The sequence below is a fragment of the Pseudotabrizicola sediminis genome (assembly GCF_004745575.1).
Classification (GTDB): domain Bacteria; phylum Pseudomonadota; class Alphaproteobacteria; order Rhodobacterales; family Rhodobacteraceae; genus Pseudotabrizicola; species Pseudotabrizicola sediminis.
In genome coordinates this window covers 1-13,988 of the sequence record NZ_RPEM01000008.1, presented here as the reverse complement: position 1 = coordinate 13,988, position 13,988 = coordinate 1, and the positions used below count along the sequence as shown (strand labels likewise).

Sequence of the window (13,988 nt, the reverse complement as noted above, 5' to 3'; positions counted from 1 at the left end):
CTGCCCGTTGACCATCGGGCAGCCCGGTTGCGTCTGGCCGGTCTTCTGACTTGGTATCAACCAGGGCTGCACCTTCCCGGCACGGGGCCAGTGGCATCTTGCAGCCCCGTCCACCTTACAGCGTTGGGCACGTCGCGGAGTTGCACCGCGTTCCCGATTCTTCACCCCAGCGCAATCCGCGCCGGGCTGACACCAGACAAAAACACGCTACTGTCGGTGCCGGGGGGACGCAATCGCCCAATGCTTGCCGCAACCACATCGATCAGAGCGATACAGGCCGGCAAGGGACGGCGACAGAGCACGAGGTCCCGGCGCAAATCGCAGGGCAAGAGGTCGGCAGAGCCGACGTTGCCCCAAGGTTCGTCTGCGATGTGGTCTTCATAAATCCGTGGCCCCGACAGCCGCATCCCCAACGCCCCGGCCATCGCGGCCCATGCAGGCCAGCGTCGCAAGCGGGCGCGCCGACACGGCGGCATCGATCACTTCGCCCAGCCGGGCAGGGATCAGGGTTCCCCCGTCGACGACACGCGCAGAGGCCCAGCCAAACGCCTGATGGCGAGGAGCGCGACGGCAGAACCAAGTCACCGACTGCCCGATCCGCGGTAAAACCGGCTCGGCCCGCCCGCCACCGCGTTGATCGCCGTCGCAACCACCATCATCGCCGCAAAACTCATGCCCGCCCGCCGCTGAATTGCAAAATGCCCCGCATGCCTGCGTCCCGCAACGCCTGTGCCGCGTGATCCGGCACCCGGCCCGGTGCAAAGATCAAGCCGCGCGCCGCCCCGGTATGCGCGATGATCCACCCCAGCGCGCCCAGCCTGCTGGCCAGATCGGCGGTCGGATCCTGCGCTGGGCCACGAAGGTCCAGGCTCCGTCGTGCCGATACGCTTGCCAGCGCGGCAAAGCCTTCCAGATCGCGTGCGGCCTTCCACAAAGGGACGAGGTCCACGATATCGGGAAAGGCGCTGTCGGCCGGGTCAGTGATCCGCGGCAGCCCGAAAAACCCGCCGATCACCTCATAGGCGGGCAGGGCGGGCAACCGTGCCAGCGCGCGCCCTTGGCGCGAGGCCCACAACAGCCGCTCGGGATTGCGCGACATCAGCGGGTCTGACGCGCCCTCTGCCCGCAGACAGGCCCGCGCCAGCATTGATGCCGGACCCCGCCAGCGGGCCAGCCGTGCCAGCGCCAGCAGACTGGCAGTGGAAACTCCGGTGCCCAATCCGGCCTCGGCGCACGCCTGCACCCTGACGCCATACGGCAGGTCAAGCCCGAGATATGCAATGAACCGAGCCGCGGCGGCGGCGCCGTGCGGGCCGTCCAGACCGGCCCCCCGCAGGTTTTGCGCGCCCGCATCCATGCTTGCGGTGACACCCAGCACTGCGCAGGGCAGGGTAATCAGAACCACCGGGCCACCGGGGCCAAGCCGTCCCTGCATCCATTCGCCAAAATGCCCAGACAGATGCAGCGCCCGCGCGGGCGCGCCGTTGGCACAAGAATCCTGTCGTGCTGCGGTCAAAGTACTGCGGCTTTGGCGGACCAGCGGACAAACATTGCTGCGGCCAAGATCAGAAACCCGCCCAAGCCGCCAAGGCTGGCGACAGTTGCAGGATGACCCACCATGTCGGTCAAAACGGGCTGCACCACTGTCGCCGTGTCATAGGGTGTGGCGCTGTAGTTGCAAAACTCCAACGCCGTGGACGACGCGATCATGTCTGTGTCCACCCGGCGTGCCAGATCGACAGCGGCAGGCGTTCCGCCCTCGGCGGTCATTCGCAGCAGCAGGTCGCGCATCGCCGCCAGATAGGCGTGGGAACAGGCATTGAACGGACTGAACTCGTCCGAAATGCTGCCGGGGACCAGCCCCCACAAGCAATAGGCCCGCTGGATCTTGGCGTAGTTCAGAACCCGCTGAAAATCTGCTGTCGTCACAGGCTGCCGTGCGGCAAGAGCAAGAATGTCAGACCCATGGCGGGCGATCACTGGCATCTGGCCATGCGTGATCTCTACGATCGGCACGCCTGCAACGGGCACGTTGCCCGAGCCTGACACATGCGCATTGGCGGACCCAGTCTGCAGGGCGACCAGCAAGACGACACCGCGCAACAGCCGCCGCACGCGGTTGTGCGCCGTTGTCGTTCTGGCGTACTGCCACAGCATCGGATCAGACGGCAGCAGGCCGCCTGACCTGCCGCCCTTCCAGAAGGCGTTCCGCCACTGCGCCAAACCCAAGCCCGAGGATCAGCCAAAGTACCACATGGATGCCCAGCGAAGACACGCGAAAGTTCCAGAGCACCGCGGGATCAAAGCCTGGGGGCATTTCGTTCACTGACGGCAGGGCAAGGAAACTGGTTGCGGTCAGACCGAAAAACACCGTCCCCGCGATGATGCTTGCCGACCAGCCGCCGCGTTCACGCCACAGGCGTCTGGCGATCAGCACCGTCACCGCCATGCAGATCACCGACAAGACCAGCATCAGAAAGAACAGCGTCGTGCGGGCCGCTATTGTCTCTGCCAAGCCCACGGCGGGCGGATTGGCAGGATATTTCAACTGCGGCACCAGTGCGGTTGACACGAATGCCGCCAGACCAAGCAGCGCCGCCATGCCACGCGCCCTGACCGCGCACAGCCGGCCATAGGTCAGAGCGAACACCAGCGCAAAAATGCCCCCGACGGCCGCCCCATACCCCACAAGCCCAACCGCCAGACCAATGCCAGCCTGCGTTTGACGGCTGACAGCAGGCAGCCCTTCGTCCGCCCCGCCGCTCACGGCGGTTTGAAATGCGATGGCCAGATCAACCTGTGGTTCACCAAAGATGAACGCGAACACATAGGCACAAAGACCGGCGATAACGCCGACAATCATGCCGCGCAGCAAAAGCGCACCTGTCATGTCACGCTCCTGTCAGTGGCAGGGAAAGCCAAGCAGGTGGCGGCCGTCATGCATGAATTCGTGGATCATGTCGCCCTGCACCACGGCCGAAGCGCCCTGTTCGGCACCAACGAAATAGATCGCGAACGCCAGCATCAGGATGCCGAAAAGGGCCCATGGCAGGACCTCGCGCGCCGGCAGCGGGGCAACGGCAACATCTGTGGCAAGTGCAGGTGTCATATCTGTCTCCTCGGGATTTCGCGTCCCACTCAGGGTTGATCGGATACAAAAAGGTCTGACTCTCGCAAAAGCGAATACAGGGGCGCGACCGTGCCGGGTTTTCACCGACTTCTTTCTGATCTTCAAGTCACAGAGATGGCATGTTACGATTGAACAAGTCAATCGCTTGGCGCGTTCCGGTCGTGAAATCGGGCTTTGATGGGGACTTGATGACAGTTGTTCTAACGCTTGTGTCGCATGGGGCGACCACAGCGTCGCTGCGCGCGGCTTTTCCGGCAGACGACTCCCTGTTGGACAACAAGGTGCCGATGATGGCACCCGCAGGGTGGCGCAGCCGACACTGCATTTGCAGCCCGATGGCGGCATGCCTTCAGATGGCGCAGCATTTCGGACTTCAGGCGCGCGTCGAGCCTGACCTGCGCGACCTTGATCACGGGCGCTGGTCTGGGATTGAAATTGCGGCAGTTGCGCAGTCGACCCCCGAAGCTTTGGAGCTCTGGGTCAACCAACCTGCATTCCGCGATCATGGTGGAGAAAGTCGTGATCAGTTGGCGGACCGGATGGCGGCCTGGCTGGACCGTGTTGCCAGTGACGGTAATCATGTGGTGGCCATAACTCATTCAGCCGTCATCCGGTCAATTGTGTGCCGCGTTCTTGGCGCACCGCCCACTGCGTTCTGGTTGATTGACATTGCACCCGGAACTGTAACCGACCTGCGCCACGACGGTCGCAGGTGGGCGCTCAGGCGGCTGAACTGTGCAGGCTGAATGGCCCGTCATCTGCAAGTGAAGTGACTGTCTTACGCGCCCATGCCGCCGACATAAAAAGTGGCTTTGCCGCTAAATGAGCCGCGTTTTAGGTTGGTACCCATCAGTTCTGCCTGACGCGCGCATGACGCTGTCTGGTTGATCGATCCGCCCATAGCGATTGAATTACATCAAGATATTGTAAATAAATAGTAAATCTAATATTTGTCAGTTTATCTTACCCTCGCATTGAGCGATTCCGGGTTTATGGGAAGGATGCAATTCAGCCCCGGAGACCAGGCCATGACAAACTGCCGCACCACCGCCCCCTGATCATTTCGACACCCATCCCGACCAGATCAACCGGGGCGACGGTGGCACCATGACCGATTACGCCAGCCTGCTGCGCCAGATCCCGGAAAGCTCCCCCCTTACGGCGCAAGAGCACGAACAGCCGCCGATATCCGACCGGGGCCGTTCACTGGTCAGGTGGCACAGCAGGCCCCGCAGCGCCGTGTCAGGCGCCCCACGCGACTGGTATCGCACCATCTTCCGACCCGGCGCAGCAATCTGGCACGCCCGGCGTTCCGACAGCCCGAGATGGTCTTCAGATGCGCAACAGACTCGCGCATCACCATTTGTCTGGCAGCAGTTCCTTTATCATGGCCATGTCGAGCATCTGCTCGGCCAGCCGCTGCTTCAGCTTGGCGTTCTCGTCCTTAAGCGCCTTTAGCCGCCTGGCCTCTGACACTGTCATTCCGGAATACTTCGCCTGCCAGGCATAGAGCGTGCCTTCGACATGCCGTGTTTGCGGAAGAGATCGGTACACTTAGCGCATGCCTCACGCCGCTCTGGCCGCAGAAGGAGAGAAAATCCATTTGCAGGTCAGACACTTAGCGGCGGGCCCGTTGCCTCCGACCACATGTCACTCAGGCAGTTCCGCTTACGCTGCGGCGTACGCGCTGAAAGCCTCGGTGCTTCCGTCGCGCAGCATCAAGTAGACGACGTAAGCCTCGCGCTCTGTCTCAGGCCCCATGCCCGGCGAGCCGTAGGGCATGCCCGGCACCGAAAGGCCGACGGCTTCGGGACGTTCTGCCAAAAGGCGACGGATGTCGGCGGGGGGCACGTGGCCTTCGATCACATAGCCGTCCACGTGCGCTGTGTGGCAGGATGCCATGTTTTGCGGGATGCCGCTGGCGGCCTTGTGGGCTTGCAGGGCATCGTACTCAAGCAGTTCGATGGTGGCGTTGAAACCGTCGGCTTCGAGGATCTCGACCCACGCCGTACAGCACCCGCAGTTTGGATCCTTGACCACGCGGATTGACGCTTGCGTGATATCGGCGGTTGCGGGGCGCAGGCTGACCACAAGACCTGCAGCCAATGAAAACAGGGCGGTGCGGCGGGTCAGGCGTGTCTGTTGCATCTGTGAAAATCCGGTCTTGGCGGGAGAACTTCCCCTATACTTTGGGTCCTTTCCATCCAACCTGCAATGAGCACAATGCACACGGTCACGCCATTGTGTCAGGCCGCCTTTGGCCAGCGGCGATGAAGGTCGTCAATCACGAAGGCATGTGAATGATGGGGACCATGCTGTGAAATGTGGGGGTGATCTGGCGGCAGGTCCGGATGGTCATGCGGCAGGACGCTGTCAACCTCAGCAGGCCATATCTTGAGCACGGCAACCAGCCCAAGCGCGCCAATGCCGGCCAGAAGCAACGCGGCTTCAGACAGCCCCGCCCCCGCACCAACCCATCCGGCAACCGGATAGGTCACCAGCCAGCAGGCATGGCTGAGCGCGAATTGCGCGGCAAACACAGCGCCCCGGTCGGCTTCACGGGCGCAACGGTTGATGATGCGGCCAATCGGCGTCTGCGTCAGCGAAAATCCAAAACCGATGAGCGCCCACAATGCAATCAGGCTGGTCAGACCGCCCACCAGCGGCACAAGTGCCACGCCTGCCACCATCAGGGCCGCGCCGCCGATCATCACCGGCCGATCCGCCAGACGTTCAAGCATGCGCGGCAGCAGGAAGGCCGCCAGCATGGACCCCGCGCCAAAACCCGCAAAGGCAAGGGCGACGGCTTGCTCACCCAGACCCAGCCGTGCCTGCACCAGAACGACCGTGTTGACATAGACCATCGCCCCGGCAGCGGCGACGGCGGCCTCCATGACCATCAACCCACGCAGGCGGGGCGTTCGGGTGTAGATGCGGATGCCTTTGGTGACGTCTGCCCAAAACTGGCTGTTCTCGCCGCGCACCCGGTCCGGCAGCCGCGCGGTCACAACCAGCAGCGCCGAGGCGAAAAATCCCACCACCGTGCCCGCAAACAGAATTGGAAAACTGACCACCGTCAGCAGCAGCGCCGCGATCATGGGCGAGGCGAGTTGTTCCAGATCCTCGGCCAGCCGCAAAAGCGAGAGGGCGTTGGTATAGTCATCCTCGTCCTTCAGCACATCCGGAATGACAGCCTGAAACGCCGGTGTGAACCCCGCCGATGCCGCCTGAAGAAAGAAGATCAGCACGTAAATCTGCCAGACCTGATCGACAAAGGGCAGGCAGGCGATCACCCCGGCGCGGATAAGGTCAAGCGCCACCAGAAAGGTGCGTCGCGGCAAGCGTTCGGCCACTGCCGCCGCAATCGGGGCAAGCAGGACATATGCCACCATCTTGATGGCCAGCGCCGTGCCCAGAACCGCCCCGGCATTATCGCCTGCGAGTTGCCAGGCGAGCAGCCCCAGCGCCACTGTGGCCAGACCAGTGCCCAAAAGGGCTACGATCTGCGCGGCGAAAAGGTGGCGAAAGGCCGGGTTGCGCAGGGTTTTCAGCATCTAGAGCAGTTTCGTGAGGGATTTGATTTCGGCCAGATCGTGTTCGCCCCCGGTTGTCACGCAATGGTCGATGTGATCATGGATCAACGCCCGCTTCGCCTCGGCCACCGCGCGTTCGACGGCGTGCAGTTGCGTGGCCAGATCGATACACGGCCGACCCTCCTCGATCATTCCGATCACCCGCCGCAGATGCCCTTCGGCGCGTTTCAGCCGGGCGGCGATGGCAGGGTGGCTTGCATGGGCATGTGGTTCTGACATAACGAAAGCGTATCCCCCCGAGGGGGATCGCGCAAGCAACGAACAGGGGAGTTCATCCCCAAAGGACAAGGCAATGCAGAGCCAGTCGGCAGGATGGGGCAGGATCTGGGCGCTTTGTGCGGCCCTTGTCATGGCGCTATCCTTGGCCGCAGCGCCTGCAATTGAGGCAGTCAAGCATGGTCCTGGCGCACTGATGGCCGAAGCCGAATATCGCGCCTTTCACGCCACGCACGGCCATTGGCATGACTTGCCCAGTGGCCATCACGACTCTGGTGACCATGACCATGTGAGCGTGGTCGTCCTGACATCCCCCGGCACAGAGCATCATGCCCCGTCCGAGCGTACCTTGCGGCCAGACGGGATGCGTGCGCAAAGCACGATCCGAGAGGGCCCGCGACGGCCGCCACGTTTGAGGATGACCTGAACCGCCGCCCGCACCAAAGGGCAGTCAGACAGTTATATCAGTCAGGATCAACGATATGATACCCAACGTCCGGGCGCTTTTGCGCCGTCCGGTGCCGTGGCCAGCCCTTGGCGCCCTGTGCACCCTTTTCGCATCCCTGCTGCTTGCCGGTGCAGCATTGGCCCACAACGTCACCGAAGGCGATGCGGGTTATGTGCAGGAGGTGACGGGCTTTCGCCCCATCGCGTTCATCTACCTTGGTGCAAAGCACATGGTCACCGGCTATGACCACCTGCTGTTCCTCGCGGGGGTAATCTTTTTTCTCTACCGCGCCAAGGACATCGCCACCTATGTCAGCATTTTTGCCATCGGTCATTCGGTCACGATGATTGCGGGCGTCTGGTGGCAGATCTCGATCAACGCCTACATCATCGATGCGATCATCGCGTTTTCTGTGGTCTACAAGGCGCTGGACAATTTGGGCGCGTTCCGGCTGTGGTTCGGCGTGCAACCGAACACCAAGGCCGCCACGCTGATTTTCGGCCTGCTGCACGGCTTTGGTCTGGCGACCAAGATTCAGGAATACGAGATTTCGGCCGATGGTCTTCTGGGCAATCTGATCGCGTTCAACCTGGGCGTTGAGCTTGGCCAGTTGATGGCGCTGGCGCTGATCCTGCTGGCAATGACCCAGTGGCGCGCGCGCCCCGCCTTTGCGCGGCAGGCTTATGCCGCGAACGTTCTGATGATGGTGGCTGGCTTTGCCCTGATGGGCCTGCAGTTCACCGGCTATTTCGTCGCCTGAAAGGAGGGCGCAACTCATGACCAGTCGTTTTGACTCTCAAAATGCCTCCCAGCGGGCCGAACCCCGCCAACCGGCATTCGCATCACCCGGTGTGCAATCAGTGCCCGCCTCTGCGGGGGGCCTGATCCGGTCAACTCTGTTGGCGGCGGGTGGGGCGGGCGCGATCCTTACCTTCTTCTGGCTGCCCGCCGAATACGGGATCGACCCGACCGGCGTAGGCGCCCTGACCGGCCTGACCGAGATGGGCGAGATCAAGCAGCAACTTGAGGCCGAGGCGGAGGCGGACGCACAGGCCGCAGCTGTGGCGCCACCCTTGCCACCGCCGCAAACTGTGGCCGCAGCACCCGAGATCATCGCACGGCTGGACCGCATCGACGCCCAGCTTGCCGCGATATCGGCGGTCATCGGCACACGGCCCAGTCCTGAGGATACCGCGACCGTGGCCCCGTTGGCGGCCGACCCCGCGCCAGAGGACGTCGCCCCGGCTTCCCCTGACCCGATTGAGGCTGCCGTCGCAGAAGCAGTCGCCCCCGAATGGCGCGACGAGGTCAGCTACACGCTGAACCCCGGTGAGGGGATCGAGGTCAAGCTGGCGATGGAAGCAGGCCAGGTCGCCCTCTTCTACTGGACGGCGAATGGCGGCGCGGTGAACTTTGACCTGCATGGCGATGGTGGCGGGCAGAACCTGAGTTATGAGCAAGGCCGTGCCGTGCCAGAGCAGACCGGCGAACTGGTTGCCGCCTTCACGGGCAACCACGGCTGGTTCTGGCGCAACCGCTCGGACGCGCCTGTGACGGTCACGCTGCAAACGGGTGGCGAGTATGCTCAGATGAAGGCCCCCTGACAAAAAATGCGGCAGGCGGTTCATTCGCCTGCCGAACAATGGGTCAGGGTGCGCAGACGGTGTGGTGCGCAAAAGCTCACCCATGCGGTCCGCGCTTCAGGTTGCAAATGTGCCAGTCAGATTGGTGTCCAAAAGCGCGACCGCAGCCTTTTCGGGGACTTGGTCGCCTTCACACCCGCACCTGACCCCGAAGAGCCGCATCATGCTATGGCGTGGGGACCACGACCAAATCCTGTGGCAGAAGGCTCCCGCCGTTGAGAATGCTGCAACAAATCGATACAATCGTGCAGCGGTGTCGTAGTGTGCGAATGCCGGTCAGCGCAGGACAAAGGTGACATAGAAGACAGATGTTGCTGCAGCCGACCACAGGTAAAGCAACCAAAGGGAAAATCCGCGTCGTCGATGATGACGGCGAGATCTTGTCGCTTGTCGCCAAACTCCTGCGCGCCAACGGGTTTACTGTCACGAGGCCGTCCTGCGTCAAAGCCGGTCTGTTGATGGGGGGACGCCGCAATGCGACTGAATGGCGCCTGGCGGATCGGTTGCTGACCATCAAGCGCACGCTGGCCGGGTTGCCGGTTCTTCTGGCACCGGCGCCTGCTGATCACCGGGGTTCTGGCGGCGGTGACCACATCGCACAGTTTCGCCACGCAGCTGCCACGCGCGTTCCTGCCGCCGTTAAGCGAGGGCACACTGACCCTCAGCATGCTGTTCAGCCCCGGCATTTCGCCGGAAGAAAGCCAGCGCAACGGTCTGATGGCAGAGCGGTCGATGAATTAGGTGGCCGAGGTCGTGCTGGTCGGGTGCCGGACGGGCCGCGCGGAACTGGATGAACACGCCGAAGGAGTGCATCGTTTCGCGGATCGTTGATGGCAATAGCTGCTTTGACGTGGTGCTGCGCCGGAGGACGAAGATCGCACGACACGCGATCCTGGCGATCTGTTGATCGAAATCCCGACCGGCTGGCTCCCTGTCAGCCAGATTGTCGAAGTGGTCGAAACCGACGACCCGAACCAGATCCTGCGCGCAAAACGGCAAAGCTGTTCACGCCGATCCCGTCGGCAAGGTCACGACCGCTTCAAGCCCGCCTTTGCGCTGATTGCGCAGCTTCACGCTGCCGCCGTGTGCCTGAATGATGGTCCGGGCGATGGCGAGGCCCAAGCCGACGCCGCCGGTATCGCGGCTGCGGGACTGTTCAAGGCGGACGAAGGGTTCAAACACCGCCTCAAGCTGATCTTCCGGCAGTCCCGGGCCCTTGTCTGCAATGGTGATGATCGCTGTGCCCGGCTCTTGCGCCAAGGCCACCTGCGCCGAGCCGCCATAGCGCACCGCATTGTCGATCAGGTTGCGCAACGCGCGGTTCAGCGCCGTGGGACGGATGGTAACGGGCAGGGGTGGGGACGGGACCAGCGTTGCCCTTTCGCCGCCGACATCGCCCACCAGATTTGCCAGCAATACCGCAAGGTCGACATCAGAAGGGGGTTCGGCCTTGGCGACCCCTCGCGCAAATTCCAGCGTGGCCTCGACCATGGCCTGCATTTCCTCGACCAGCGCTTTCAGCCGGAGGCTGTCCTCGGTGTCATCGAGCATCTCGATCCGCAGGCGCATGGCGGTCAGGGGCGAGCGCAAGTCGTGGCTCAGGGCGGCAAGCATATGCGTGCGTTCGTTGACGAAACGGGTCAGGCGGTCTTTCATCCGGTTGAAGGCCTGCGTGGTTTCGCGCACCTCGGTCGGCCCTGACAGCGGCAGCGCTTCGACATCAAGGCCGCGGCCCAGCCGGTCAGCGCCAAGCGCCAAAGCCCGCATCGGGCCGACGACACGCCGCGCGGTCCACCATGCCACCAGCGCGACTGCCACCGCCATCAACACAAGCGGCAACAGGGCCTGCGGTGACAACTGCAAGCCCGGACGATGGAACATGGTGCTGACATTCAGCCAGTCGCCCCCCGCCAGCCGGATGGAAAGCGTCAGTTCAACGGGCTCGATCCGCCCGGCCATCATTGCATCGTGCATCGGGCGCATGTTGGCGGGAACACCGTCCGGCATCGGCAGGGACACGGGGGAGGGGGCATGAACATCGGCGCGGACGTCGCGTTCCGCCTCGCCCAGGATCTGGCGGATCTGGCGCAAAACCACGTCCGAGTCGGCGCTGTCATGCAGTGCTTCCGGCTCTGGCCCGATCTCAAACCTGACCAGAGGCGAATCTGCTGCCCGCAGGATGGACGGGCGCAGATCGGCTGGGGCGCTGTCCAGAAGCAAAACCACATTGGCGGCTCGCCCAGCCGCTTCAAGCCCCAGCGCGGCGCGCACCGCGCGGTTCCGCTCGTCCGTCAACAAATGAAGCCCAAGCCCATGCGTGATGGCCAGCGCCAAAAGCAGCATGACCAGCAGCTGCCCGCCAAGCGATTGCGGGAACAGTCTGCGCAAAAGGGCGGGGCGCAGGCTCATGGCAATGTCCTTACATCGGCGGCCAAGCTGTAGCCGCCGCCCCAGACTGTGGCAATCAGCGCGGGCCTGGCCGGATCGACCTCGATCTTGCGGCGCAGACGGCTGATCTGGTTGTCGATCGTGCGGTCGAACACTTGCGCCGCGCGACCCGAGGTCAGATCAAGCAATTGCTCGCGGCTGAGCACGAAGCGGGGCCGTTCCAGAAAGACGGTCAGCAGGCGGAATTCGGCAGTGGTCAATGCGACCTCGGTGCCATCTGTGTCAGTCAGGGTCCGGCGGTCGGTATCAAGCACCCAGCGGTCAAAAGCCAGCCTGTGCCCCGCAAGGCTGCCGCCAACCACTTCCCCCCGGTCAGACCGGCGCAGGATCGCCTTGATCCTGGCCAGCAACTCGCGCGGGTTGAAGGGTTTGGGCAGATAATCATCGGCGCCAACCTCCAGCCCGACGATGCGGTCGGTCTCGTCCCCTAACGCCGTCAGCATCAGGATCGGAATGTCGCCCTGTGCGCGAAGGCGGCGGCAGACCGACAGGCCATCTTCGCCCGGCATCATCACATCCAGCACGATCAGATCGAACTGCCCCACCTTCATCGCGGCATCCATCGCGACGGCATCGGCGGCAGAGGTCGCGCGCATGCCGTTCTTTTCCAGATACTTCACCAGCGCATCGCGGATCTCGCGGTGGTCATCGACGATCAGGATATGGGGCGGCTGGGTCATCATCTTGTCTCCTGATGGCGACCCTAGCGGAACCTGCAGGCATTGCGGACAGAAGATTGTCGCAAAGCTCTCTCAGCATCCGTCCTTGCGACAGATTGATACAAAACAGGCGTTCCCCTGACAAACCTGTGGGACATCTGACCCCCAGATTGCAGCTATCGCAATCCAGTCCAGGAGAGACAGAATGAATCGCTCGACAAAATTCGCCCTCGCAGCCGCAGCCGCCCTTGGTATCGCCGCTGTTGCCGGGCCGGTCGTCGCCCAACAGGGTCAGATGCAGCATGGCAATATGCAGCATGGTGGCACGATGAAGGGCACCATGGGCCAGCATGGCGGCATGATGGGTGGTGGAATGGGTATGATGGGGGGTGGCCAAAGCTATGCCATGGCCACGTTCGACACCAACAAGGATGGCACGCTCAGCCCCGAGGAAATGGCGGCGGGCATTCAGGCCGAACTCAAGACCTATGACACCGATGCCAACGGCACCCTGTCGCTGGAGGAATTCGCAGTGATGCATGCAGCCCATATGCGGCCAATGACCGTGCGCGCCTTCCAGATGCACGACGCCGATGGCGACGGGCAGGTAACCGATGCCGAAATGGCTGCCATGGCAGAGATGATGCAAAGCCATATGGGCGGGCAGCAGGGCGGCATGCCGGGCATGGGTCACGGCATGATGGGCAACAACTGACACGCGGCTTTCCCGCCGCCAACCGGACAAATGTCCGGTTGGCGGCAGAAATCCCAACACAGATCAGGAGGCTGTGATGATGAATGGCTATGGTATGGGCGTGGGCATGGGTTTTGGCTGGCTCTGGATGATCGTCATCCTTGTGCTGGTCGGCCTCGTGATTGCGGCGCTGGTCAAATACCTGCGGAAATAAACGAATGGAAACCCGATGGATTATACAATCAACCGCCTGATCACCGGCGCGGATTTTGATGCGGTCGACGCGCGGACCCGTGCCGCACTGACCGCGCAGGGCTTTGGTGTTCTGACAGAAATCGACGTCAAGGCGACGATGAAGAAGAAACTGGATGTGGATATGCCAGCCTATAGCATCCTTGGTGCCTGCAATCCGAAGATGGCACTGGAAGCGATCGGGATGGAACCGCGCGTGGGGGCGATGCTGCCCTGCAACGTGATCCTGCGCGAAGTCGAGGGCGGGGTTGAGGTCAGCGCCGTCGATCCGGTGGCCTCGATGCAGGCCATCGACAACACCGCTTTGCACAGCGTCGCAGGTCAGGTGCGCGATCTGCTGGCCAAGGCTGTCGCAGCGATCTGATCTGCCCTGCGGCGCAATCCGCGCTTGACCCTCCCGCACTGGGAAGGCGCACCCTGGTACTAGAGGGCCGTGCACCGGTCTTCACGCGGCACTGACCGCGACAAGGAGAACGCCATGTCCAAATCAGACCCGCACGCAGATCATACCCATGTAGGCACCGAGATGCCTGAAAGCCGCATGGGGATGCCTGATCCTGCCGGGCCGACAGCGATCNCCGCATGGGGATGCCTGATCCTGCCGGGCCGACAGCGATCGACCCTGTCTGCGGCATGACGGTGAGCCTTAAGCCAGAGACGCGGACCGAGAGTTTTGGTGCAGAGGCTTTCCAGTTCTGCTCTGAGAACTGCCAGACCAAGTTCAAGGCCGATCCGTGGTTCTACGCTTCGGGCCGTGCCGCAGGACGGGAAAAGGCCGCCCCGGCCAACGTCCAGTACACCTGCCCGATGCATCCAGAGATCATCCGCGACGCGCCGGGGGCTTGCCCGATCTGCGGCATGGCACTGGAGCCGATGGTGCCGTCGGATGAGCCCAGCGAGGAGCT

18 protein-coding genes, 1 pseudogene and 1 riboswitch are annotated in these 13,988 nt (G+C 62.9%); of the genes and pseudogenes, 8 read left to right on the top strand and 11 right to left on the bottom strand.

Annotated features, from left to right (window positions below; genetic code table 11):
- Positions 1 to 18 precede the first annotated feature (18 nt).
- A riboswitch (cobalamin riboswitch) is annotated at positions 19 to 212 on the bottom strand.
- 166 nt (positions 213 to 378) lie between these two features.
- From EEB11_RS12440 to EEB11_RS12420, 5 genes are all read right to left on the bottom strand, one after another.
- The gene (locus tag EEB11_RS12440; RefSeq protein ID WP_135431836.1) at positions 379 to 585 is read right to left on the bottom strand and encodes a hypothetical protein; all 207 of its coding nucleotides are present in this window, start codon (positions 583 to 585) and stop codon (positions 379 to 381) included.
- Positions 586 to 670: 85 nt separating this feature from the next.
- On the bottom strand, positions 671 to 1,516 hold the full coding sequence (locus EEB11_RS12435; protein ID WP_135431834.1) for a propanediol utilization protein: 846 nt from the start codon (positions 1,514 to 1,516) through the stop codon (positions 671 to 673).
- Positions 1,513 to 2,157, bottom strand: coding sequence for a hypothetical protein (locus tag EEB11_RS12430; protein WP_135431832.1), 645 nt, complete (start codon positions 2,155 to 2,157; stop codon positions 1,513 to 1,515). Before EEB11_RS12430 ends, EEB11_RS12435 begins: the two co-directional genes overlap by 4 nt.
- Before the next feature lie 4 nt (positions 2,158 to 2,161).
- Complete coding sequence (locus EEB11_RS12425; RefSeq protein WP_135431830.1) at positions 2,162 to 2,890, bottom strand: CbtA family protein; 729 nt, start codon at positions 2,888 to 2,890, stop codon at positions 2,162 to 2,164.
- Positions 2,891 to 2,902: 12 nt separating this feature from the next.
- Positions 2,903 to 3,109 carry a CbtB domain-containing protein gene (locus EEB11_RS12420; RefSeq protein WP_135431828.1) on the bottom strand — a complete coding sequence of 69 codons (207 nt, stop codon included), beginning with the start codon at positions 3,107 to 3,109 and terminating at the stop codon, positions 2,903 to 2,905.
- 209 nt (positions 3,110 to 3,318) lie between these two features.
- Here EEB11_RS12420 and EEB11_RS12415 point away from each other — a divergent pair, with 209 nt between their 5' ends.
- On the top strand, positions 3,319 to 3,876 hold the full coding sequence (locus tag EEB11_RS12415; RefSeq protein WP_167852731.1) for a histidine phosphatase family protein: 558 nt from the start codon (positions 3,319 to 3,321) through the stop codon (positions 3,874 to 3,876).
- 406 nt (positions 3,877 to 4,282) lie between these two features.
- Here EEB11_RS12415 and EEB11_RS19975 read toward each other — a convergent pair.
- From EEB11_RS19975 to EEB11_RS12395, 4 genes and pseudogenes are all read right to left on the bottom strand, one after another.
- Positions 4,283 to 4,716 (bottom strand): annotated as a pseudogene (locus tag EEB11_RS19975) (transposase); the annotation flags it as partial.
- Between the two features lie 82 nt (positions 4,717 to 4,798).
- Positions 4,799 to 5,278 carry a DUF411 domain-containing protein gene (locus tag EEB11_RS12405; RefSeq protein WP_135431822.1) on the bottom strand — a complete coding sequence of 160 codons (480 nt, stop codon included), beginning with the start codon at positions 5,276 to 5,278 and terminating at the stop codon, positions 4,799 to 4,801.
- A gap of 98 nt (positions 5,279 to 5,376) precedes the next feature.
- Positions 5,377 to 6,684, bottom strand: coding sequence for an MFS transporter (locus EEB11_RS12400; protein ID WP_135431820.1), 1,308 nt, complete (start codon positions 6,682 to 6,684; stop codon positions 5,377 to 5,379).
- Positions 6,685 to 6,942 (bottom strand): metal-sensing transcriptional repressor, encoded by a 258-nt coding sequence (locus EEB11_RS12395; protein ID WP_135431818.1) that lies wholly within the window; start codon positions 6,940 to 6,942, stop codon positions 6,685 to 6,687. It abuts the gene before it with no gap.
- A 479-nt stretch (positions 6,943 to 7,421) separates the two neighbouring features.
- Here EEB11_RS12395 and EEB11_RS12390 point away from each other — a divergent pair, with 479 nt between their 5' ends.
- The 3 genes from EEB11_RS12390 to EEB11_RS19560 all read left to right on the top strand — a co-directional run bounded on the left by EEB11_RS12390 (position 7,422) and on the right by EEB11_RS19560 (position 9,771).
- Positions 7,422 to 8,147, top strand: coding sequence for a HupE/UreJ family protein (locus EEB11_RS12390; protein ID WP_135431816.1), 726 nt, complete (start codon positions 7,422 to 7,424; stop codon positions 8,145 to 8,147).
- A 16-nt stretch (positions 8,148 to 8,163) separates the two neighbouring features.
- Positions 8,164 to 8,991, top strand: coding sequence for a hypothetical protein (locus EEB11_RS12385; RefSeq protein WP_245298892.1), 828 nt, complete (start codon positions 8,164 to 8,166; stop codon positions 8,989 to 8,991).
- A gap of 624 nt (positions 8,992 to 9,615) precedes the next feature.
- Positions 9,616 to 9,771 carry a hypothetical protein gene (locus tag EEB11_RS19560; protein ID WP_167852730.1) on the top strand — a complete coding sequence of 52 codons (156 nt, stop codon included), beginning with the start codon at positions 9,616 to 9,618 and terminating at the stop codon, positions 9,769 to 9,771.
- A 264-nt stretch (positions 9,772 to 10,035) separates the two neighbouring features.
- Here the strand turns inward: EEB11_RS19560 and EEB11_RS12380 are convergent, their stop codons facing one another.
- A complete protein-coding gene (locus tag EEB11_RS12380) occupies positions 10,036 to 11,439 on the bottom strand; it encodes an ATP-binding protein (protein WP_135431814.1) in 1,404 nt (467 codons plus the stop codon).
- The gene (locus EEB11_RS12375) at positions 11,436 to 12,161 is read right to left on the bottom strand and encodes a response regulator (RefSeq protein ID WP_435531110.1); all 726 of its coding nucleotides are present in this window, start codon (positions 12,159 to 12,161) and stop codon (positions 11,436 to 11,438) included. Before EEB11_RS12375 ends, EEB11_RS12380 begins: the two co-directional genes overlap by 4 nt.
- Positions 12,162 to 12,342: 181 nt before the next feature.
- On the opposite strand from EEB11_RS12375, the gene EEB11_RS12370 reads away from it, so the two are divergent.
- From EEB11_RS12370 to EEB11_RS12360, 4 genes are all read left to right on the top strand, one after another.
- Entirely contained in the window at positions 12,343 to 12,852 is a 510-nt protein-coding gene (locus tag EEB11_RS12370; RefSeq protein ID WP_135431812.1) for an EF-hand domain-containing protein, read from the top strand.
- Between the two features lie 76 nt (positions 12,853 to 12,928).
- Complete coding sequence (locus EEB11_RS20515) at positions 12,929 to 13,045, top strand: SHOCT domain-containing protein (protein WP_494338051.1); 117 nt, start codon at positions 12,929 to 12,931, stop codon at positions 13,043 to 13,045.
- A 15-nt stretch (positions 13,046 to 13,060) separates the two neighbouring features.
- Positions 13,061 to 13,447 carry a DUF302 domain-containing protein gene (locus tag EEB11_RS12365; protein WP_135431810.1) on the top strand — a complete coding sequence of 129 codons (387 nt, stop codon included), beginning with the start codon at positions 13,061 to 13,063 and terminating at the stop codon, positions 13,445 to 13,447.
- A 218-nt stretch (positions 13,448 to 13,665) separates the two neighbouring features.
- On the top strand, positions 13,666 to 13,988 hold a 323-nt coding region (locus EEB11_RS12360), incomplete at its 3' end, for a heavy metal-binding domain-containing protein (RefSeq protein WP_135431808.1).